Consider the following 22,315-nt stretch of genomic DNA (forward strand, 5'->3'; position numbering starts at 1 on the left):
GCTTATGAGCGATCACCTGTTCAAGCGCAAAGGCGCCCTGAAGGTGGCCATGGTGGCCGGCGAGGCCTCGGGCGACCTGTTGGGCGCTCATCTGATGGATGCGCTGCGAGCGCACCGCAGCGATATCGAATTCGCCGGCATCGGCGGCCCGCGCATGGAGTCTCGCGGCTTTCACAGCGTGGTGCCGCAGGAGAAGCTGGCCGTGCGTGGTTATTCCGAGGTGCTGAAAAGCCTTCCGGAACTACTGCGCATCCGCCGCCAGCTGCGCGAGCAGTTGCTGATGGAACGGCCCGACGTCTTCATCGGCATCGACGCCCCCGACTTCAATCTGGGGTTGGAGGCCGCGTTGAAGAAGGGCGGCGTGCAAACCGTGCACTATGTCAGCCCATCGATATGGGCCTGGCGGCCGGAGCGCATCCAGAAAATCGGCCGCGCGGCCAACCATGTGTTGTGCCTGTTCCCGATGGAGCCGCCGTTGTATCGTCAGGCTGGCATTCCGGTGACTTACGTCGGCCATCCGCTGGCCAGCGAGATCCCGCTGGAACCGGACCAGCAGGCGATGCGCGATCAACTGGGCCTGCCGCCGGATGTGCCGGTCTTCACCCTGATGCCGGGCAGCCGGCAGAGCGAGCTGGAATACATGGTGCCGGTGTACCTGGATACGGCCAGGCTGCTGCTCAGGCAATATCCGGATGCGCAGTTCCTGGTGCCCTTGGCCACCCGCGCCACGATGGAGCAGTTCGAGCGCATGCTGTATCAGTTGAAGGCGCGCGATCTGCCCATCCGCAAACTGTTCGGCCATGCGCAGATGGCGATGATCGCCAGCGACGTGGTGCTGGTCACCAGCGGCACCGCCACCCTGGAAGTGGCGCTGACCAAACGGCCTATGGTCATCAGCTACAAGCTGTCGGCCCTGACGTATCGATTGGTCAAACGCAAAATCAAGCTGCCGTATGTGGGCTTGCCCAATATCCTGTGCGGCCGCTTCGTGGTGCCGGAGCTGTTGCAGAAGCAGGCTACGCCGGAAAAGCTGGCCGAGGAGATGCAGCGGCTGTATACCGATACCGCGGCGCGGGCCGACATGGTCAAGACTTTCACCGAGCTGCAGCTGACGCTGCGCCAAGATACTGCCAACCGCGCGGCGCGCGCGGTGCTGGATGTGGCGCGATGCAATTGATCTGCGGCGTCGATGAAGCCGGCCGCGGTCCGCTGGCTGGCGCGGTATTCGCCGCCGCCGTCATTTTGGACCCGGCCAAGCCCATTGACGGCCTGGCCGATTCCAAGGTGCTGAGCGAGGCCAAACGCGACGCGCTGGCCGAATGGATCAAGCGCGACGCGCTGGCCTGGTGCGTCGCCAGCGCCAGCGTGGACGAGATCGACAAGCTCAATATCCTGCAGGCGACCATGCTGGCGATGACACGCGCGGTGGAGGGCTTGTCGGTGAGGCCTGCTCTCGCCCAGATAGACGGCAACCGCGTGCCCAAGCAGCTGCCGGTGCCGGCAGAGGCCATCGTCAAGGGCGACGCCAAGGTGGCGGCCATTTCTGCCGCGTCCATCCTGGCCAAGACCGCGCGCGACGCCGAGCTGGTGGCCCTGGACGCCTTGCATCCGCAGTATGGTTTCGCGCGCCACAAGGGCTATCCCACGGCGGAGCACCTGGCGGCGATCGAATCCCACGGCGTCCTGCAGGCGCATCGCAAGACCTTTGGCCCGGTCAAGGCCTGGCTGGCGCGGCAGCAAGGCCAGTTGTTCTGAATATGCGTGGCGACAAGCGCTGCTTCGCCCCGGTGGTAAACAGCCATACCCGTTTGCTAATCCTGGGTTCGCTGCCCGGCGACGCCTCTTTGGCCGCCGGGCAGTATTACGCTTATCCCCATAATAAATTCTGGGAGCTGCTGGGCGCGGTCATTGGCGTCGACCTGCGCGCGCTGCCCTATCCAGCGAGACTGGAATCGTTGTTGGCCCATGGCGTGGGCTTGTGGGACGTCATCGCGCAAGCCGAGCGCAAGGGTAGCCTGGACGCCGCCATCCGCAATCAGAAACATAACGCGCTGCTTGACTTGCTGGGCGAGCTGCCGGCGCTGCGCGCCGTGGCGTTCAACGGCGGAACGGCGGCCAAAATCGGCCGGCGGCAATTGAAGCCTTGCGGGGGCGATCTGCTGCTGATCGATCTGCCGTCGTCCAGTCCTGCGCACACCTTGCCGTTCGATGCCAAGGCACACGCTTGGTCTGTTTTGCGTGAGGCGCTGGCGGGATAAGGCGCAAGGCGTGGCGCGTTTGCCATGCCGCCGCGGCGGAAAACGGCATCGCGCGCATTCGGGCTTGCGGCGCAGTGGCAATTCAGACCATATTTACATCTCCATCAGTGTCGCAGCACCACCAGCCGGAGGATTGCCGATGAGTCGTTACTGCATCTGGTTTGTCAGCGCGGACGATAGCGTGATGCGCCGCGCCGAAGTCGTCATCAACGGCGTGATTCATGGGCATATGGTCTTGGAAGAGATAGAAGCGCAGCTGGCGCGCGACTGCGGCCTGAGCCAAGTGATGATCGTGGACTGGAAACGCTTCGAATCGCCGGACGAGGATGGCGGCAGGCTGGCGCGGGTGGCTTGAGCCGGCGTGCAAGGCTTGCGGCACCGAGAAGGCGCCGCTTGCATATGTCTGATCGGGGTTAGCCCATAGGGCTGACTTGGCCGATGTCCAGTTGGCGGATCTTGCCGTCGCCGCCCAGCTGGAACTTGAAGAAGGTCTCGAAATCTCCCCAGCGGTCGCTGTGGAAGGCTCCATAGATGTCCAAGCCCTGATTCTCCACGCGGTCTATGCGCGTGAAGCGCTCATGTCCCATGGCGTGTTCGCTGAACTTGAGGAAGTTGGCGGGCAGGCCCTCATCGGTGAAGGTGAGGTCCGGGCTGAATTGAGCCAGCCACGCGGAGTGGTCTCCCTGTTGCAATGCCTGTATTGCTGATCGGACGATAGGTTGCGTCAGCATTTCCAGATTCATGGTCTTGCTCCTGATGCGCCAAAAACTTCGTTGCGCCCATGCAGGCCTGCCGCGTCTTTGGCGCGGAGCGGAGGCGGGCGGGGAAGGGTGGTGCGGGCCGTCGGCTGTCTTCAGGAGTCCATAGGCGAACGGCGGAACTATACAGAAGGCTATAGTCGACATCCGAACGCATTGCAATCGGCGGCTTGACCTGAGTCGTGCCGCCGCGTCCGTTTGCCGCTACAATGGCGCCTCGTTGAATAGACACCAACCTGGTACTGGATTTTTATGTTGCGTATTTCCGAACTGAAACTGCCGCTGGATCATACCCCGGAGGAGCTGGCCGCAGCCGTAGCGGATTTTCTGAAAGTGGTGGCCGAGGACGTTCGCGGTTTTACCGTGTTCAAGCGCAGCTACGACGCGCGCAAGGGCGTGATGAGCCTGGTCTACATCATCGATGTCGATGTGGCCAATGAGGACAAGCTGTTCGCCCGCTTCAAGGGCGACCGCCGCGTGGCGCCCACGCCTGACACCAACTACTACTATGTCGGCCAGGCGCCGGCCGATCTGAAGCAGCGTCCGGTGGTGGTCGGCTTCGGCCCCTGCGGCATTTTCGCCGCGCTGATCCTGGCCAAAATGGGCTTCAAGCCCATCGTGCTGGAGCGCGGCAAGGAAGTGCGCCAGCGCACCAAAGATACCTGGGGTTTGTGGCGCAAGAGCCAGCTCAATACCGAATCCAACGTGCAATACGGCGAAGGCGGCGCCGGCACTTTCTCCGACGGCAAGCTGTACAGCCAGATCAAAGACCCGCGCCACCTGGGCCGCAAGGTGTTGGCCGAGTTCGTCAAGGCCGGCGCGCCGGAAGAGATCCTTTATTTGGCCCGTCCGCATATCGGCACCTTCCGCTTGGTCAGCATGGTGGAGAACATGCGCGCCGAGATCATCGCCCTGGGCGGCGAAATCCGCTTCGAGCAGCGCGTCGACGACGTGATTCTGGAAAACGGCCGCATCCGCGGCGTGAAGCTGGCCGATGGCGGCGAGGTGCTCAGCGATTACGTGGTGCTGGCCCTGGGCCACAGCGCGCGCGACACCTTCCAGATGCTGGAAAAGCGAGGTGTGTATATGGAAGCCAAGCCGTTTTCCATCGGTGTGCGCATAGAACACCCGCAATCGCTGATAGACCAGGCGCGCTGGGGCAAGTATGCCGGCCATCCGATTCTGGGCGCCGCCGACTACAAGCTGGTGCACCACGCCAGCAACGGCCGCGCGGTGTACAGCTTCTGCATGTGCCCGGGCGGCACCGTGGTGGCGGCCACCTCGGAAGAGAAACGCGTGGTGACCAACGGCATGAGCCAGTATTCGCGCAACGAGCGCAACGCCAATTCCGGCTTCGTGGTCAGCATCTCGCCGGAAGTCGATTACCCGGGCGGCCCTCTCGCCGGTCTGGATTTCCAGCGCGAGTTGGAGAGCAAGGCCTACGACCTGGGCGGCGGCGACTACTTCGCGCCGGCGCAGCTATTGGGCGACTTCATGGCCGGCAAGCCGTCCACCAAGCTCGGCGAGGTGGAGCCGTCGTACAAGCCGGGCGTGACCATGACGGATCTGTCGCGCATTCTGCCGGATTTCTGCGTGGAGGCCATGCGCGAGGCGATTCCGCATTTCGCGCGCCAGATCCGCGGTTATGATCTGTACGATGCGGTGCTGACCGGTCTGGAGACCCGCACCAGCTCGCCGCTGCGCATCACGCGCGGCGACGATTACCAGAGCCTCAACGTCAAGGGGCTGTTTCCGGCAGGCGAGGGCGCCGGCTACGCCGGCGGCATTCTGTCGGCGGGCGTGGACGGTATCAAGATCGCCGAGGCGGTGGCCCAGGCCATGCTGTCGGGGCGCTAAGCATGAAAGAAAAAACGGAAACCTTCGGGTTTCCGTTTTGTTTTGCGAGCGACGCGGCCGTTTGATAGTCAGGCTGCCGGCTCCTGCAGGTTCTTGGGGCCGAAGGCGCCTGGCAGCAGCAGGTCCAGCGTGGTGTCTATCATCTCGTCGCCATCGCAGATGGCGCGCACCCGCATGGTCGGGCCGAATTCGTTCAGCACCTGGCGGCAGGCGCCGCAGGGCGGAGTGGGCGTGTCGGTAGGCGTGTAGATGCACACGGCAGCCACTTCCTGCATGCCTTGATTGGCGCGCGCGGCGTAAACGGCGGTGCGTTCTGCGCAATTGGTCAGGCCGTAGGAGGCGTTTTCCACATTGCAGCCGATGTGGATTTTGCCGTTGCCATCGAGGATGGCGGCGCCGACGGAGAACTTGCTGTAGGGCGCGTAAGCCTGTTTCGCGGCCAGACGCGCTGCCATTTCCAGTTCTGCCCACTGTTCATTGCTGGGTACATGCTGATTGCTGGTCATGCTGCCTCCATAAAACCAGGTCGGCGTCGGATGATGCGACAGGGCGGAGGCCTTGTCAATGCAAGCGTGCCGCGCCAATTCCAAGCGTGTTGTCGAATGGATTCTGCTATTGCTCGGCTTGTTTCACTTTGTCTTGGCGCAAGTATTGTCCGCAATAGTCCAGCATCGCTTCGGTCAGGGCGTGCGACAGCTGCGACTCCACGCGCCAGTGATGCCAATACAGCGGAATGTCTATGTATTGGCCTGGGAACAGGTCTATCAGTTTGCCGCTGGCCAAGTCGTCTTCCAGCAGCAGCTCCGGCAGCAGGCAATAGGCCAGACCTTGGCGCGTCAGCTCCACGAAGCCTTGCGCCGATGGGATGGTGAAGCTGGGGAAGCTGCCATCGTAGCCGGCCGCTTGGCGGAGAAACTGGCCCTGCACCGCGTCCTTGCGGCTGAACAGGATGGAGGGCGCGCGCGCCAGCGCGGCATGGTCGACGCCGTCGGGGAAGTAGCGGGCGGCGAAGGACGGCGTAGCCAGGCATAGGTAGCGCATCGCGCCCAGATAATGTTGGATGCCGCCCTGGATGGGCACCGGGCGCGTGCCGACGCAGCCTATCACGTGGCCGGTGCGCATCAATTCGTGGGTGTGGTCCTGGTCGTCCACCACGATGTCGAGCAGCAGGTCCCGCTCCGACAATACCGGCGCCACCGCCTGCATATACCAGGTGGCCAGGCTGTCGGCATTGACGCCCACCGCCAGCGTGGTGAATTCGCGCTGGCGGGTGGCGGGGTTGAGTTTTTGCAACAGCTGGTCTTCCATCAGCAGCAGCTGCTGATAATGCTGCAGCAGCTGGCGGCCGGTTTCGGTCGCTTCCGCCGGCACTGTGCGGGTGAGAACGGGTTGCCCCAGCAGTTCTTCTAGCTGGCGTATGCGTTGCGACACGGCGGATTGGGTCAGGAACAGCTTTTTCGCAGCCTTGTCGAATCCGCCGGTTTCCGCCACCGCCGCCAGGGTCTGCAGTTGTCTTGGATCTAGCAAGGGTCGCTCATCTAAGAGGTATGAGAAAAAATCCGATTAATAATACCGCTTAACAATGCCGCTGGACTTGCTTAAAAGCCAGCGCCGTGGCATGTTCCGGTTTCGGCATCTCGATTGCGCGCCATGGGCTTGCCGCCTGCCGCAGAATCGGGACGCCGCAACACAATACAAGAAAAAGCTCGCTCATGGGCGGGTTGTCATGATTGCAGCGATGGATGCGGGCAAGGGCGGACCTGATGCAAATCAGGCGCGGAATGTGAAGATGCAGACGGACGACAAGGCACTCCTGGCGGGGATGTGCCGTTTTATCGGCATCCGGGCCGAACACCTGGCGCAATTGCCGCGCTACGCCGAGCTTTGCCTGGCGCGACGGCCCTTGCTGGCCAAGGAACTGTATTGGCATCTGCTGAAGAGCGAGCGCGAGTCGGAGCTGCTGCTGCAACAGGCAGGCTGCCTGGATGCGGCGGTGGAGCGCTTATTGCAGGATTGGGAAAAGCTGCTGCGCCATCCTTTGGACGAAGCGCGGGCCCGCCAGCTCAGCCAGGCCGGCGAAGCGTACTGCCGGCTGGGCATCGGCCTGGATTGGCTGTCCGGCCTGTATGAGCGGGTGCAGGCCCATCTGCTCGCCAGCCTGGCGCAAGCGCCGCTGCCCGCCGAGGCCTCCGCCGAGGCCGCCAGGCTGTTGCGCAAGCGCATCCTGCTGGATCAGATGCTGAAAACTCATGGTTACCAGCGGGGCATCCAGCAAGAATCGGCTTCCTGCCAGCAGCATCTGCAGTCGATATCGGCCTTGTATTCCACCTTGAGCGGCGTCACGCTGGCGCTGGCCGACAGCGTGGATCGCCGAGTGATGCTTCAGTCGGTATGCGATGTATGCGTGCAGGAATCGTCCTTCAATATCGCCTGGGTGGGCATGCTGGATGGGGGCGAGTTGCAGATGACCGCTCTGGCGCACCAAGGCTGGAGCACGCCAGGCGAGGAAATGTTCTCTTTTGTCCGGCTGGATGCCGGGCATGAAGCGAATCCCGCGGTCCGGGCTGTTCGCAGCCGCGCGCTGCAAGTCAGCAACGATGTGAGGAATGATCCCGGCCTGAATGGCTGGCGCGATGGGCTTGGCGGTCTGGACGAGGGCAGTTTGCTGGTGGCGCCGCTGCTGGCGCGGCAGCAGGTCATCGGCGTATTGGCGCTGCATTCCCGGCGCTGTGGTTTCTTCGATCAAACCCGACTCGCCCTGTTCGACGTGATGGCGCGTGAGATCGGCCGCGCGCTGGAGCGGCATGAAGCGCTGGAGCGCAGCCAGCGCATCGAAACCGAACTCGATTTTCTCAGCCGCCATGATGCCTTGACCGGGCTGCCCAACCGCAACCAGATGCAGGATCTGATCGGCCGTCTCCTGGGCGCCAGGCATGGCGGCAGCCAGGTAGCGGTGCTGGCGGTCGCGGTGGAGGGCTTTCACGATATCAACGCCAGGCTAGGCTACGACGGCGGCGACATGGTGCTGTGCGAGATGGCGCGCAGGCTGCGCGACGCCATCTATCCATTCGGACACGTTGGCCGCGTGGGGGCGTCTCGCTTCATGGCCTGCACCGAGCGCGTAGACCGCGTCCAGGCGCTGGTGGACGCGGTGTTGCGGCAGCTGCCGCTGCCTGCAGAAGTCATGGGCGTGACGGTGGAGGCGCGTTGCAGCGTCGGGGTGGCGGTCAGCCCGGCCGGGCCGTGCGATCCCGCCACTCTGCTGCGGCGGGCCAATCTGGCGCTGAATCGCGCCAAGGAGCAGGGCGGCGGACATTGCCGCCACTACGACGCGGCGCTGGACGAGGAAATCCACCGCCTGCACGCCATGCGCAGCGCCTTCGCCATGGCGGTGCCGCGCGGCGAGCTAAGGCTTTACTTCCAACCCAAGATCAATTTGCAGACCAACCGCATCGAAGGCGCGGAAGCGCTGGTGCGCTGGGTGCGCGATGGCCGCTTCGTGTTGCCCGGCGAATTCTTCCCGGCCATCGAGAACAGCGGTTTGATGCGGGAGCTGGACTGGTGGGTGCTGCGCGAAGCCGTGCGCCAGGCCAGCGAGTGGCGCAGCCAGGGGCAGTCGATACCGGTCAGCGTCAATCTTTCCGCCGCCACGCTGAAGCACGACGACTTTCTGCCTCTACTCAACGCGCTGCTGGAAAGCCATCCTCTGCCCGATGGTTTTCTGGAGCTGGAGGTGCTGGAAAGCGTCACCCAGCAGGAGGCGGAGCAAATCACGGCCAAGCTGGAGCGGTGCCGCGATCTGGGCCTGTCCATCGCCTTGGACGATTTCGGCACCGGCGCGTCGTCGCTGGTGCATTTGCAGCAACTGCCCTTCGACACCATCAAGATTGACCAGCGTTTCGTCCGCCTGCTGCTGGACATGCCCGGCAATGAAGCCATCATCCGCAGCATGCTGTCATTCGCGCACTATACCGGCCGCAAGCTGGTGGTGGAGGGCGTGGAGAGCCGGGCCATCTGGCAACGGCTACAGGAGATAGGCTGCCATGACGGGCAGGGCTACGGCATTTCGCCGCCTTTGGCGGCACATGAGTTGCCGGGGTGGGTGCGAGACTGGAATCTGTGCGGCATGGATGTGCACAATATTAATCCTGCTTATGTATCATGATTTTTATTAGTTTTACTTAATTATCTGTCTGCGGTTAATCTGCCTGCAAATGTTTCAGGAGCAGGCTATGTTCAATTTCAGTGTTTTTCTCTCCGCGCTGGGCATCTCTTTCAGCCAGATCGTCGGCATCGGCCCGCAAAACGCCTACGTGCTGCGCCAAGGCATAGGGCGAAGCCATGTGCTGCCCATCATCGCCATCTGCATTGTCGCGGATATTCTCTTGATTGCCAGCGGCGTGCTGGGCATGGGCAAGGTGGTGGCCGGCATCCCGGGCTTTCTCAGCGTGGTGACCTGGGGCGGCGCGGCCTTCATCCTCTGGCTGGGCTTCAAATCCTTTCGCGCCGCTTACGGCGCCGGCGGCATGTCGCTGGCGGGCAGCGTGGAGCGCGACCGCAAACGCGCCATTCGCACCATCCTGGTGGTGACGCTGCTGAATCCTTATGTCTGGCTGGATACCGTTGTCCTGATCGGCGGCGTATCCACGGTTTACGGCGAAGAGGCCAATCTGTCCTTCCTGCTGGGCAGCCTGTGCGCCTCCGTGCTGTGGTTCGGCATCATCGGCCTGTTTGCCGGCAAGCTGGCGCCGTTGTTCGAAAAACCGGTCAGCTGGCGCGTGCTGGATTGCCTGATCGGTTTCGTCATGCTGTTCACCGCCTCGATGCTGATCTATAACTACGGCCTCGCCTCGCCGCTGCCGCTGTAAGCCTCCAAATTTTCCTGCAATGCCTGCAGCGCGGGCAGCTCCAGCGCTTGCGCCGGGTAGCATAGGCCGACTCGCCGCGTAGGCCGCGCGCCGGCCAGCGGCAGCGCTCGCAGGCCGGGATGGTCTGCCGCCAGCGAGGCGGGCAGCAGCGCCACGCCCATCCCCGCGGCCGCCATGTGAGCGGCCAGTCTCAGGCTGCCGGCGCGGGCCGCCGCCGCCAGGGATGGCGCGGCGGCGGTGTGCAAGTCCAGCAACCGTTGATGGCTGGGGTGGCCGGGGCAGATGATCCAGTCCGGCTCATTCAGCAGCGCCGGGTCTGCTTCGGCGCAGGCAGCCAAGACGTGCCCAGGCGGCACTGCCAGCACGAAATCCTCTTCCCATAGCGGCTGGAAAAGCTCGTCTTCGCAACGGCCATCCTCCGCGGCCAGCCTGACGTCTCCATCGCAGCCTTCCACCACCTCGGCCAGAATCCCCGGTTTCGCCGCGGCGATTCGCGCGAGCAAGCTTTCCAGCTGGCTGCGGCTGATGTCTGGATCGATGCCCACGCGCAAGGGCAGGCAGTCTCGCGTCTGGCGGAACATTCTCGATAAGGCGTCGGCTTGCGCCAGCATCCGCCGCGCTTGCGGGTACAGCAGCCTGGCATGCTCGCTGACGGCAACGCCGCGAGGCAGGCGCTCAAACAATGCGGTTCCCAGTTCCTCTTCCAGCTGGCGGATGGTGACCGATAGCGTGGGCTGGGTGACGAATAGCCGTTGCGCCGCCAATGTGATGCTGCGCTCTTCGAATACGGCGACAAAAGCCTTCAGTTGGCGAATATCCATAGAAAAATACGATGGCTGATAGTGGTTTTTATCATTTTTCAGGGCGATATAGGCTCACTATACTGCCGTTCATTAACTCTGCATCGTTTTTTTTTATGGAAGGAGACCATCCATGACCAAACCCCTGATCGTGATCACCGGCGCCAGCTCCGGCATCGGCGCCGCTACTGCCAAACTGTTCGCTCAGGCAGGGCATCCGCTGTTGCTGTTGGCCCGCCGCGTGGAGCGGCTCGAAGCCTTGGCGCTGCCGAATGCCCTGTGCCGCCAGGTGGACGTGACTGACCGCGCGGCCATGCGGCGAGCGTTGGCGGAGGCGGAGGCCAAGTACGGTCCGGTAGACGCCATCGTCAACAATGCAGGCGTGATGTTGCTGGGCGCGATGGCGCAGCAGGATCCGGACGAATGGCAGCGCATGCTGGACGTCAACGTCAAGGGCCTGCTCAACGGCATCCATGCGGTGCTGGCCGGCATGCAGGCGCGCGGCCGCGGCACCATCATCAATATCAGCTCGATTGCCGGCCGCAAGACCTTTCCCAGCCACGTAGCCTATTGCGGCACCAAATTCGCCGTGCATGCGATCTCGGAAAACCTGCGCGAGGAAGTATCCGGGCAGGGCGTTCGGGTCATCACCATCGCGCCGGGCGCGGTGGAGACCGAGCTGCTGGGCCATACCACCGACGAGGCGATCAAGGCCGGTTATCAGGAGTGGAAGCGGCAGATGGGCGGCGTGCTGGCGGCAGACGATGTCGCCCAGGCCATTGCCTACGCTTACGGCCAGCCGCAACGGGTGTGCATCCGCGAGATCGTGCTGGCAGCCACTGGCCAAGCCTCCTGAGCCTGCGGCCCGGTGTGGACAAACAAAGCGAGCGCCGTGAGGAGGCTCGCTCTGGTTTTTGGGTGGCGATTTCCGGGTAGGCTCCGAGGGGGAGAAGGCGATAAGGCCAATATATGCTATATGAATATAAATTTGGGTGTTTAGCAGAATTGATTCTTTCAAATTTCAATATCCATATTGCATAAATAAATCTCCGTGGCACCACACAACAAGGAGAAAGAGATCATGACCCATCGATTCATCCGACTGTTCGTTCTCGGGGCGGCTCTGGCAGGCCAAGGCGCGCAGGCGATGCCGGTGAACAACAGCTACATCCAGGCCAGCGCCGGCGAGATTCGCGGTTTTCTGGGTAGTTACGCCAGGCCCACGGTGTATGTGGACCAAAATGCTTGCGGCGAGCCGGAGAGCAGCGCCATGGCCTGCGGCCCGTATACCATCAGCGTTGGCACTGGCTTCCTGCAGCAGCAGGAAAACAGCTACGGCAATTACGTGGCCAAGTTCATCCTGGCGCATGAGTGGGGCCATTCGGTTCAATTCACTCGCGGGATAGAACGCCGGCCGCCGATGCAGGAGCTGCAGGCCGATTACGTGGGCGGCACTTTCGCCAAATATGCCGAAACCAGCCTGCGCTACCCCAGCTTCATCGAGAACGCGGTGGCCTCGGCGCGCGATGCGGCGGATTACCAGGAGCATGGCACCCCGTCGCAGCGCGACTACTACTCCCGCTATGGCTACGCCAATGGCTTCAATAGCTGCATGACGCGGATCTGACGATGAAAAGGGCAACCTTACTGTTGATTGCGGCCGCCGGGACAGCGGCCGCGGCGGCATGGTTCTGGCTGCCCGTTCACTCCGCAGGGGCCGGCGGCCAGCCGGCCCTGGCGGCGCATGCCGGCGCCGAGCTGCGGAACGGGACGGCGGGGGCGGCAGGCCAGGGCGACGCCAAGTCTGCGGCGGACGGTTTCAGCTTCGCGGTGGGCGGCGATCCCGCGATGCCATCAGCCGGACAGCGTCCCGCCGCGGCGCAGGAAAGCGCGGAGGAAAAGGCGCGCAAGCAGCAGCTGCGCAAGCTCGGTTATCAGATCGATGCACGCTATTACCGCATGTCGCTGGCCGAGCTGCGCGAGCAGGCGCGCCATGGCGATCCGCAAGCGCTGACCCACCTGGCGGAGCGCTATCTGTTCCAACTCGATGGCCATCCGCGCGAGCCGGACTACGAGTCTGGCTTCCATTATCGAGAGGAGGCCAGAGAGGTCTTGCAGCAAGCCTATGCGGCTGGCAACGCGCATGCCGCGGCGATGATCTCGGAAAGCTATTTGCTGGAAAAACAGCCGGAAGAAGCCGCCGCCTGGAATGTGGTGGCGCGGCGCGCCGGCGATGCGCTCAGCGCCGACTGGTTCCTGAAAACCAAGGATTACCAGGCGTTGACCGAGCAGCAGAAGACGGCCGCGGCCCTGCGCGCCGATCAACTGATGCAGGCGCTGCGGCAACGCAAGGCCAAACCGTAATCCGTGGCGCCTCAGCGCGGTTTGGGCCGCAAGGAGGCGCCGCGCACTTCAAACCTCACCGTCTCCACCATTTTGCCGTCGCCGCCGCGCAATTCCAGCCGGTGGCGGCCCGGCCACGGGAACCACGGCAAAGCCGTGCCCTTGCCCAGCCGCTTGCCGTCCAGCCACCATTGCGGATTGCTGACGCCGCGCGCGCGCAGCACCATGCGCTGATTGGCCGGCGGGATGTCCGGATCGAGCGCGAAGACGCTGCCCTCCACCGGCGCGACGATGCCGGGCGCCAGGTTGGCTACGCTGCCGCGCTGCGGCACGATCAGCGAGCGTTCGGTCCCGGCGAGGAACCATTCCAGTCGGCTGGCCGCCACCTCGCCCTGATAGCGCACGCGTTGCTGGACCAAGCCTGGCGGCGCGGCCGGCGGCGCGGATGCCGGGGCCGATTGCTGGGCGCGGTCCAGCACCGCCTGCCACACCGGCGCCGCGCCATGCATGCCGGAAACATCCCACATCGGCTCGCCGCTGGCGTTGCCCACCCATGCCGCAACGGTGAAGCGGCGCGAGAAACCCACGGCCCAGTTGTCGCGCATGTCCTTGCTGGTGCCGGTTTTCACCGCGCTCCAGTAGCGCGTCGACAAAGCGCTTTCCAGGCCGAAAGTCAACGCGCGCGCGGCGCGGTCGGACAGGATGTCGGCAATGATGAAGCTGCTGGCGGCATCCAATTGTCGGACCGGCTTGGCTTTGGCGTCGGCCAAGGTCCAGCGCGGCGGGCTGGCCAGGCCCTGGTTGGCCAGCGTTCGGTAGGCATTGGCCAGGTCCAACAGGCGGATGTCGGCCGCGCCCAGCGCCAGGCTGTAGCCGTAGTAGTCGCCGTCCTCGGTCAGGGTGGAGAAGCCCAGCTTCACCAGCCGGTCGCGCGCGGCGTTAGGCGTGACCATCTCAATCGTCCGCACCGCCGGGATGTTCAGCGATGACGCCAGCGCGCTGCGCACCGGCACCAGGCCCTTGAAGTCCTTGGAATAATTTTGCGGCGCGTACAGCCCCGCGCCGGTCTGCAGGTCCAGCGGGCTGTCGTCCAGCAGCGAGGCGGCGGTCAGGTAATGCTTTTCCAGCGCCAGCTGATACAGGAAGGGTTTCAGCGTGGAGCCGGCCTGGCGCAGCGCGGTCACGCCGTCCACCTCGGATGCGTTGGACAGGCCGCGTCCGCTGGAGCCGACCCAGGCCAGGATGTCGCCGCTGCGGTTGTCCAGCACCACCAGAGCGCCGTCCTGCACATTGCGCTGCGACAACGCCGCCAGATGGCGGCGCAGCGCGGCGGCGGCGAAGCGCTGCAAGGGCAGGTCCAGCGTGGTCGCGATGCGGCTGCCTGCGGCGTAGCCCCGCGTCTGCAGCAGCTTGCGCGCAAAGTGCGGCGCGTCCTGTTCCGCCAGCGGATTGGCGGCGCGGCTCTTGGCCAGCGCCTGGGCGGCGCGCACGGTTACCACGTTGCAGTCCGGCTTGCGGCCCATGTCTTGCAGAATGCGGCAGGCGCGCGCCGCCACCCGGTCCGAGGCGGCATTCGGCGCGCGGATCAGCGCCACCGCAATGGCCGACTCTTCCAGATTCAGCCCGACGGGCAGTTTGCCGAATAGCGTGGACGACAGGGCGGATAGTCCCACCAGCTCGCCGCGAAAGCCCACCAGATTCAGATACGCCTCCAGGATTTCCGCCTTGGTCCAGTGCCGCTCCAGCCAGGCTGCGGACCAGGTTTGGCCCATTTTCTGCCACAGGCTGCGGCCACCCTTGCTCACCTTCAGATCGTCGTCCAGCAGGCCGGCCAGTTGCATGGTCAGGGTGGAGGCGCCGCGGGTGCGGGTGTTCCACAGATTGGTCCAGGCCGCCGCCGCCGCACCGGACCAGTCCACCCCGCTGTGTTGGTAGAAACGCTTGTCTTCGGACATCACCAGCGCCTGGCGGAACGCCGGCGAGGTGTCGGCCAGGCTGACCCAGTCCTGGCGCCGCGCCTGTTTGTCGACGCGCAAGCGCTGAAGCGTTTGGCCATGGCGGTCAAGCAGCACGACATCGGATGGCTGCCAAGCGGCCTTGACCTCCTTGAAGGACGGTTGGCTCCAGGCGGGCGCGGACAGCAGCGCCAGGCAAAGCGCGCAGATAGGCCATGGACGCGGCGAGGCGCCAATAGCCAAGGAAAAAAGCGACGCCCGGCTTGGGCGCAGCGGCTGAAGCCAGCAAGGGTATGAACGTGCCATGCCTAACGCAGAGATTAAGGTGTGCTTGGCATGATACGGGATGCGGCGGGATGCCGGCTGACAAATCCTTGACCCTGCGTATAAAACCTGGGCCAAGACGCGCTGAAAGGGCCGGTTGTTAAGGCAAACGCTCTATCTTGACGGATTTAGGCAGCCACCAGCTGTAATCTTGATCCGCCCCCTGGCGCGGCAGCATGGGATTGTTCAGGAACAGCACGCGGCGATTTTCTCGCTTCAGCAGGCCTATTTCCTGCTGATGGTATTGGATGAAGAGTTTCTTGAAAGAGCCATCGCGCAGCGCCAGGTTCAGACCGTTTTCTATTTGCCTAGCCAAGGCCTCATTGCCGCGGCGCACCCAGAAATACACCGGATAGGGCGTGAAGAAGGCATAGGTTTTGTCCACGGCCAGCTCGGGATAGCGCGAGCCGTACTGCGTCAACTCTTTGGAGAATTCATTGAGGCCGCGCGGAAAGGCATCGAAGCGGCGGGCATCCAGCATGGCGAACAAGCCCTCGTAACCGGGGCTGGCCACCACCTGGAAGCCATTGGCCTGCAGAATGGCCAGATCCGCCCACTGGCTGTTGAAGCCGAGCTTGATTTTTCCTTTCAGATCGACCGGCTGCAGGCGTTGGAACCATGCCGCGTCGGACTTGCGGATCAGCAATACGCGATAGCCCAGCATGCCGCGCAGGATGTCGACGCGGATCGGCCGCATATTCGCTTCCCGCTCCGGGTTGGGCGGCAAGGCCATCACATCCAGCGCCCCGGCCTGCATCATCGCCATCAGGCGAGATTGCGTAGTCCGCGAGCTGTCCACCTGGTCGATCTGATAGGGGCTGCCCGTGGGCCGGGTATGATCCAGCGCTAATTTCAGCAAGGCCCAGCGGTAGTCGTAGAGCGCGCCGGATGGCGCGCATCTTAGCGTCGATTCGTTCGCTCCGTGAGCGGATAAAGCAGTCAGGAACGCGCATGCCGCACAAGCGGTAAGGTTGAGCAAGCGGCAGAGCGGCGATCTTGTGAGGCGGTGCGGCATGGTCGGGGCGGCTGAGCGGCAGCAGCAAATCCATAATGGTGGTTAACGATAAAACGCCGGCGTTTCCTGTCTGCCTTGAGCCCTCTGGCTTGCGGATGATCTCCCCATGCCGCCAGGCCAGTAGTGGCTGTTAGGACATTTTGCAAAATCCATATTGCAATTTCAATTCGTTTTAAAGCAAACCTGAAGGGCTGGGCGCCCTTCGCGCCGACTCTTCGTAGTTCCGCGCTGGCAGAGGCGCGCGAAACGCCTCGATTCGGCGCAAAATGCATCCCGGCGCGACCGCTCAGTAAACGTCAACAGCTCCTAGCAATTTGGCAAAATGCCTTCCTGCATGCCCGTCCGTCCCAAACCGGGCAGGGCTGAAAGCAGGCCCGGCTTATTAGGCTGAAGACGCGGCCCCCACAGATAGAGAGAGGTGGGGCGCGGCATCATTTCCCATCATCCACGACTTTGAACGGCGGATTCGGCAGCATGCCGAACACCTCAGGCGCATACATCGCCTCGACGCGTGTCGGCGGCAGCTTGAAGACGCCCGGGTTGTTCAGGCGCATGGTGTATTCCACCTTCAGCTCGCCGCGCGGCACATAGCTGTAATAAGCGCGGTAGCCGGCGAAGCGGCGTTCGATGTAGTCGGCGTAGTCGCCGCCGTTGCCGGACTTGGCGTCGATGGCGGAGTCGCGGCCCAGGCCGCTGCCTTGTATGGTGGCGCCGGCCGGGATCGGGTCGTCCACCACCACCCAGCTCATATCGCTCTGCGCCTGGATCGTCAGCGTCACCTTGGCCACGTCGCCGGGCTGGTATTGGCCGTTCACCTTCTGACTTACCGGCGTCAACGTCTTCTTGATGCTGTAGCCGGCGTAGCGCGCGGTTTTCAGCGGGATGGCGGCTTCGGCCTGGATGGTGGCCCATGGCGAGCCGGAGCCGGCGTGCTTGAGCTGCAAGCTGCCGGCGGAAGACAGCCATGGCAGCAGGCCCAGTTGCTTGACGCCTTCCTGCGGCCAAGACAGGTTCAGGCTGGCCTTGCCGAGGACGGCGCGGGTCTGGCCCGTCACCGGCGCGGTTTCGAACTGGCGCGAGAACTGCGCGGTGGCCAGCGAGCCCCACAGGTTGGCGGTGGTGGTGCCCCAGTGGCCCTTCTGCTGGCGGGCGAGCAGGCCGGTCAGCAGGCGCGGCATGTCGGCCTGCCAGTCCGGCAGCTTGCGGGCGGCCAGCAGCAGCTTGGCGGCGTTGACGTCGCTGTTGCCCATCAGCCACCAGGCGTTGTCGTTGGCCTCCGTGCTGAAGCCCATCTTGGTGCCCTGATAGGTCAGGCGGGCGCGCAGCAGATTGGAGGCCTCGGAAATGCGACCGGCGCGCTGCGGGATGTCCGCCGCGCGGTTCAGCAGAGACAGCCAGTCCACCAGCATCGCGGTGCCCATTTTCTGCGGGTTCAGGTCCAGCACGTCCAGCATCGCCGGGCGGAAGCGGCCGTAGCGCGACAGCGCGTCCATCGCAGCGAGGCGGCGCGCGTCGGCGTCCTGGCGGCTGCTGGGCAGGTCGCGCTTCAGCTTGCCTTCGACGAAGGCTGACAGGCCGTCCAGCATCTTGCCGCGCGGCGCTTCCGGGATCGTCATGCCGGCCTCGCTGGCGACGGACAGCAGATAGCTGGTCAGCACGTCGCTGCCGCGGTCCGGCGCGCCTTCGCCCAGGGGGAAGTAGGCGGCCAGGCCGTTGCCGTCCAGATACAGCGGCAGTTCGCTCATCAGTTGGTCCCAGCGCTTGCGGTCGGACAGGCCGATGGCGATGGAGCTGCGCTGTTCCAGGCAGGCGTAGGGATAGTCCTCGAACCAGCGGCGCACGCCGGGCAGGCTGTTGCCCAGCTTGGCCTGCAGGCTGACGCGGATGCCGCCGCGGCCCGGCAGCGCGCCCGGCGGCGGCGCCACCGGGATGGCCAGCTCGGGCGACACGCGTTGCAGCGTGGCTTGTTCCACCGTCACCGGCACCGCCGGGTCGATCTGTTGCTTGACCGCCAGCTTGTCGGCGGCCTTGCCGTCCACCTGCTGGGCGGCGAAGGTCCATTGGGCCTCTTTCAGGCCTTCCGGCACCGTCACGTTCCAGCTGACCAGCCGGGCCTCGCCCACCGGCAGGCTGACCTCCCTGGCCGGCAGCGCCGGGAAGCCGGACGCGGCGGCGGATACCTTGACCTTCAGCGGCTTTTCGCCGCCGTTGCGCACGGTGACGCCGGCCTGGAATTGGTCGCCCTCGCGCGCCAGCGGCGGAATGCCGGAGCTCAGCTGCAGGTCTTGCGTCACGTTGAAGCCGGCTTCGCCGGTGCCGAACATGTCATTGCCGACATCGGCCACCGCCACCAGGCGGAAGCGGGTTAGGGCGTCGTTGATCGGCACCTTGATCCGGGCGCTGCCGTTGGCGTCCAGCTTCACGCCGGGCTGCCACAGCAGCAGGGTGTCCAGCAGCTCGCGCGTCGGCGCCTTGCCGCCGCCGCCGCCCGGCGGCAGCGATTTGCGGCCGTAATGGCGCTTGCCCACGACTTCCAGTTGGGCGGTGGCGGTTTCCACGCCGTAGCTGTGGCGTTGGTACATCGCCTGCATCAGCTCCCAGCTATGGTTGGGCTGCAACTCCAGCAGCGCTTCGTCGACGGCGGCGAAGGCTACTTCGGTGCCGGCCGGCGCCGGTTTGCCGTTGGGCAGCTTGACCTTGACGGTGACTTCGGCGGTCTCGCGGATGCCGTAGCTCTTCTTGGCCGGCGTCACTTCGACGCTCAGCCGCTTGGCGGCGTCGCCAACTTGTATTTCGGCGATGCCGTATTTGAAGGCCGGGCGCGACAGGTCCACCATCGCGGTCGGCGGCGCGTAGTCGCCGCCTTCGTTCCAGTAGGCGTCCCACCATTCCGACGGGCTCTTCCAGCCCCAGGTGAAGAACGAGTACCACGGCACGTCGCGCACGCGGCCGCGCACGGCCAGCACCGACACGTAGACGTTGGGCGTCCAGTCGGGGCCGATTTTCAGCTCTACCGTCGGGTCCTTGCCTTCCAGTTCCACCACGCGGGTTTCCAGAATGCCCTCGCGCTCGATGGCCAGCCAGGCGGTGACCTTGCGGAAGGGCATGCGCACCTGGAAGCGGGCGGTTTCGCCGGGCAGGTAGCTGGTTTTCTCCGGCAGGATGTCGATGCGGTCGTTGTTGTCGACGTCGAACCACAGCTCGTCGTGCTTGCTCACCCAAACCGATTGCGCGGCCTGGGCGACGTTGCCCTGGTCATCCTTGGCCTCCGCGATCAGCTCCATGTCGCCAGCGTCCTTGAGATTGATGTCGCAGAACACCAGGCCGCGGGCGTCGGTGGCGCCGCTGCACACCTTGCCCTTGTCGTCGGTTTCCTCGTTGTGGTCCCAGGCGTAAAAGCCGCCGACCAGCCGCTTGCGGCTGGACAGATAGCGGTGCTCGCGCAGCGTGACCTTGACGTCCTTGTTGGCGATGGGCTTGCCGGCGGTGTCTAGCACCACAGCCTTCAGCTGCAGCGCGCGGCCGGCGGTGATCCAGCTGTCCACGCTGACGCCCACCTGCAGCGCCGCCGGCCACAGCGGGATGCGGCGGGTGATGGTCTGGGTTTCGCCGTTGGGGTCGCGGTAGGCGGCTTCGGTCGCCAGGTCGTAGCGGCGGTCCAGCCTGGGCAGCTTGTCGACGGCCACCTTGCCGTTGCCGTTGGCGTCCAGCTTCAGCGCAGCCTTGTCCAGCACCACCTTGCCGTCCAGCGAGCCCTCGCTGTTTTCGCGGCTGCGCTGCGGCGGCGAGAAGCTGAAGCCGTCGTAGGCCTTGATGCGGGTGTAGGCGTCGGCCAGCATCGCGCTGACTTCCACCGGCCAGTCCTTGGCCGGACCGCCGTTGCCCCAGGACATCGACACGTTCAGCGGCACCTGCTTGGCGCCGATGTTGGCGCCCTTGGCGGTGAAGATGCGGCCAGTCATCACCGGCAGACGGAATTCCTCGACGCGGAAACTGCCGCTGCGCAGCGAGTAGCCGTCCAGCTCGGGACTGGACGGCTTGGCCTTGTCGTCCGGGCCGCGGGCGCCTTTGCGTTCCAGGTACAGCGTGTATTCGCCGAGCTTGGCTTCTTTCGGCAGCGCGAAACTGCTTTCGGCGTAGCGGCCGTTGCGCCAGGTCAGCGGCAGATTGACTTCATCGCCGCTGCCGTCGTGGACGATGCGCAGCTGTTGCGGCAGCTGGTTGGGCTTCAGCTGGGCCAGGCCCTTGCCGGCCTGCACCCGCAGCAGATGCTTCATCGACACCGTTTCGCCGGCGCGGAACAGCGGGCGGTCCAGGATGGTGTGGGCCAGGATGGATGGGCTGTCGTTCCATTGCGTGGGGAAGGGGAAGCGCCAGGATTCGATGCCGCGGTTCCAGCCGGAACGGACGAAGGACACGTCCTCGTTGCCCTGCGCATCCTTGGCGCGCGCGGTGACGAACAGGCCGGACAGCTCTTCGTCGGACGAGCATTCGCCGCCGTTCAGCTGCTTGCCGATGCTGGCGATGCCGTTCTTGTCGGTCTTGCCGGACCACAGCGCCTCGCCCTTGCAGTCGTAGACGCTGATTTTGGCGTCCGGCACCGGCTTGCCCTTGTCCAGCGTGGTGACCCACACCGAGGCGTTCTCGCTGGATCGCTTCAGGTGCACCGCCATATTGGTGACGAGGGCGGCGGTGCGCACATACATCGGCTTGTCGGCGCCCAGCAGCGACTTGCCCAGCAGGCGGGACGACACTTCCACCACGTAGAGGCCGGGCTTGGGCAGCGGAATGCCCACCACCTCGAATGGCCATTTGCCGTTCTTGTCCGGCTGCGCCGGCAGTTTCAGCGGCGCGGCGTCGCGGTTCTTATTCAATAGCGACACGCGACGGCTTTCTATCGTCTTGTCCTTGCCGGCAGGCAGATAGCTTTCATGGTAGCGTTGCACCTTGGCCAGCCAGCTCATGATGTCCGCGTCGCGAGAGAGCCGCAGCGCCTGGCCGCCCAGTTGCACGGCCTTGATGCCCAGGTTCGGCTCCACGCCGCGCAGGGTGATCGGCAGCGCGGCGTCCGCGCCGGATTCGATGATGCCGAACGGCGCGGCGGCGAACTTGGCCAGCGGCGGATAATCGCCGAGCTTGATCGCCAGCGGGAAGCGGCCGGCGTTGAGCAGCGGCCGGCCGATTTCGTCGCGGAAGTCCTTGGGCAAGGTCAGCGTCAGCGTTTTCAGCGGCGGGAAGGGCGGCGCGAAGCGGATGCTGTCCACCGGCTCGCCCTTGCCGCTCTCTTGCGCCAGCGGCGCGCGCTCGGCGCCGCCGCCGGACAGCCGCACGGCCATGGCCAGCTTTTCCGGAACCGGCGAGCTGAAGTTCAGCTCGATGGCCTTGAACGGGATGCAAGGGCCTTTGGCGTTTTCGCGCTGGCAGCGCATGCCGGCGCTGAAGGCTGGGCGGACCTGAAAGTCCAGTTTGTCCGGCTTGCCGGCGCCGCGAAGATGGATCAGAGACAGTTTGCTGTCCGGCGCCAGGCGTTGGCCGCAGCGCACGGTCAGGATGCGCGCCGCGTCTTTTTCCAGTTTCAGGTGCTTGAGCAGCGCTGCGCGGTCCGGCGCGGAAAGCGGCCGAGCCGGGATGCGTTCCGGCAGGCTGGAGGATTGGCAGTACAGCGAGGACGGCTGCGCATCGGGCGCGTTGAAGCGCAGCACAAAAGCCTGGTCTTCTTCAATGCGTCCGTTGTCCGGCCAGCTTTGGTTGATGACCGCTGGCCCGGTGAAGAAGCGGAAGGCCGGCCCGCTGACGGGATCGCCTCGCTGATCCTTGAGGCCGGGTTTCAGCGAGAAACGGCAGTCGGTATTGGCGGGCGGGGTTTCCGGGAGGTCCAGCGCCCAGGTCTTGTCGTCTACCCAGTGGCCTTTGCCTCTCAGGCCGCAGCTCCAGGCAAACGGCGCCGGCGCCGCGCTATTGCCCAGCGCGATCATGCTGGAAGAAAAGGTGGCCCGGATCTGGCTGACTTCCTTCACTTCGCCCTGCGGACTGAAAGTGACGACGCCGGCAGCCGCGCCGACGGCATGGATGAAAAGGGCGACGGTCAGCGCGGCGCGCGCGAGTATTTTCATGGCCTGAGCTTTCAAGATGGGCGG

Annotated in this window: 17 protein-coding genes; 10 read left to right on the forward strand and 7 right to left on the reverse strand. The window is 64.6% G+C overall.

The annotated features are described in order from the left end of the window. Positions 1-4: 4 nt before the first annotated feature. The 4 genes from lpxB to BI343_RS02525 all read left to right on the forward strand — a co-directional run bounded on the left by lpxB (position 5) and on the right by BI343_RS02525 (position 2,613). A complete protein-coding gene (lpxB, locus tag BI343_RS02510) occupies positions 5-1,177 on the forward strand; it encodes a lipid-A-disaccharide synthase (protein ID WP_071108528.1) in 1,173 nt (390 codons plus the stop codon). After that, positions 1,168-1,755, forward strand: a complete 588-nt coding sequence (gene rnhB, locus BI343_RS02515; protein WP_200886244.1) for a ribonuclease HII — start codon at positions 1,168-1,170, stop codon at positions 1,753-1,755. Before lpxB ends, rnhB begins: the two co-directional genes overlap by 10 nt. A 2-nt stretch (positions 1,756-1,757) precedes the next feature. Then, a complete protein-coding gene (locus BI343_RS02520; protein ID WP_071108529.1) occupies positions 1,758-2,258 on the forward strand; it encodes a DNA-deoxyinosine glycosylase in 501 nt (166 codons plus the stop codon). 139 nt (positions 2,259-2,397) lie between these two features. Next, positions 2,398-2,613, forward strand: coding sequence for a hypothetical protein (locus tag BI343_RS02525; protein ID WP_071108530.1), 216 nt, complete (start codon positions 2,398-2,400; stop codon positions 2,611-2,613). Positions 2,614-2,671: 58 nt separating this feature from the next. Here BI343_RS02525 and BI343_RS02530 read toward each other — a convergent pair whose 3' ends face one another. After that, a complete protein-coding gene (locus BI343_RS02530; protein ID WP_043624938.1) occupies positions 2,672-3,001 on the reverse strand; it encodes a nuclear transport factor 2-like protein in 330 nt (109 codons plus the stop codon). A gap of 267 nt (positions 3,002-3,268) precedes the next feature. Between BI343_RS02530 and BI343_RS02535 the strand changes: the two genes are divergently transcribed. After that, positions 3,269-4,873, forward strand: a complete 1,605-nt coding sequence (locus BI343_RS02535; protein WP_071108531.1) for an NAD(P)/FAD-dependent oxidoreductase — start codon at positions 3,269-3,271, stop codon at positions 4,871-4,873. Between the two features lie 68 nt (positions 4,874-4,941). Here BI343_RS02535 and BI343_RS02540 read toward each other — a convergent pair whose 3' ends face one another. Then, positions 4,942-5,379 (reverse strand): cytidine deaminase, encoded by a 438-nt coding sequence (locus BI343_RS02540; RefSeq protein WP_052246756.1) that lies wholly within the window; start codon positions 5,377-5,379, stop codon positions 4,942-4,944. A gap of 106 nt (positions 5,380-5,485) precedes the next feature. After that, positions 5,486-6,400, reverse strand: a complete 915-nt coding sequence (locus BI343_RS02545) for a LysR family transcriptional regulator ArgP (RefSeq protein WP_043624932.1) — start codon at positions 6,398-6,400, stop codon at positions 5,486-5,488. A gap of 262 nt (positions 6,401-6,662) precedes the next feature. Here BI343_RS02545 and BI343_RS02550 point away from each other — a divergent pair, with 262 nt between their 5' ends. Beyond that, complete coding sequence (locus BI343_RS02550) at positions 6,663-9,038, forward strand: EAL domain-containing protein (RefSeq protein ID WP_223253446.1); 2,376 nt, start codon at positions 6,663-6,665, stop codon at positions 9,036-9,038. 67 nt (positions 9,039-9,105) lie between these two features. Beyond that, the gene (locus tag BI343_RS02555; RefSeq protein ID WP_071108533.1) at positions 9,106-9,741 is read left to right on the forward strand and encodes a LysE/ArgO family amino acid transporter; all 636 of its coding nucleotides are present in this window, start codon (positions 9,106-9,108) and stop codon (positions 9,739-9,741) included. Here the strand turns inward: BI343_RS02555 and BI343_RS02560 are convergent. After that, positions 9,711-10,562 (reverse strand): LysR family transcriptional regulator, encoded by an 852-nt coding sequence (locus tag BI343_RS02560; RefSeq protein WP_071108534.1) that lies wholly within the window; start codon positions 10,560-10,562, stop codon positions 9,711-9,713. The genes BI343_RS02555 and BI343_RS02560 overlap by 31 nt on opposite strands. A gap of 112 nt (positions 10,563-10,674) precedes the next feature. On the opposite strand from BI343_RS02560, the gene BI343_RS02565 reads away from it, so the two are divergent. From BI343_RS02565 to BI343_RS02575, 3 genes are all read left to right on the forward strand, one after another. Next, positions 10,675-11,397: an SDR family oxidoreductase gene (locus BI343_RS02565; protein WP_071108535.1), complete on the forward strand. Its 723-nt coding sequence runs from the start codon at positions 10,675-10,677 to the stop codon at positions 11,395-11,397. A 225-nt stretch (positions 11,398-11,622) separates the two neighbouring features. After that, complete coding sequence (locus BI343_RS02570; RefSeq protein ID WP_071108536.1) at positions 11,623-12,168, forward strand: neutral zinc metallopeptidase; 546 nt, start codon at positions 11,623-11,625, stop codon at positions 12,166-12,168. 2 nt (positions 12,169-12,170) lie between these two features. Continuing rightward, the gene (locus BI343_RS02575) at positions 12,171-12,905 is read left to right on the forward strand and encodes a hypothetical protein (protein WP_139165617.1); all 735 of its coding nucleotides are present in this window, start codon (positions 12,171-12,173) and stop codon (positions 12,903-12,905) included. 11 nt (positions 12,906-12,916) lie between these two features. On the opposite strand, the gene pbpC is transcribed toward BI343_RS02575, so the two are convergent. The 3 genes from pbpC to BI343_RS02590 form a co-directional block, all read right to left on the reverse strand. Further along, positions 12,917-15,082, reverse strand: a complete 2,166-nt coding sequence (gene pbpC, locus BI343_RS02580; RefSeq protein ID WP_071108538.1) for a penicillin-binding protein 1C — start codon at positions 15,080-15,082, stop codon at positions 12,917-12,919. 181 nt (positions 15,083-15,263) lie between these two features. Continuing rightward, on the reverse strand, positions 15,264-16,022 hold the full coding sequence (locus BI343_RS02585; protein ID WP_211269369.1) for a substrate-binding periplasmic protein: 759 nt from the start codon (positions 16,020-16,022) through the stop codon (positions 15,264-15,266). Between the two features lie 587 nt (positions 16,023-16,609). Beyond that, complete coding sequence (locus BI343_RS02590) at positions 16,610-22,291, reverse strand: alpha-2-macroglobulin family protein (protein WP_211269370.1); 5,682 nt, start codon at positions 22,289-22,291, stop codon at positions 16,610-16,612. Positions 22,292-22,315: the final 24 nt, after the last annotated feature.

The sequence above is a fragment of the Chromobacterium amazonense genome (assembly GCF_001855565.1).
In the GTDB taxonomy this organism is placed as follows: Bacteria; Pseudomonadota; Gammaproteobacteria; order Burkholderiales; family Chromobacteriaceae; genus Chromobacterium; species Chromobacterium amazonense.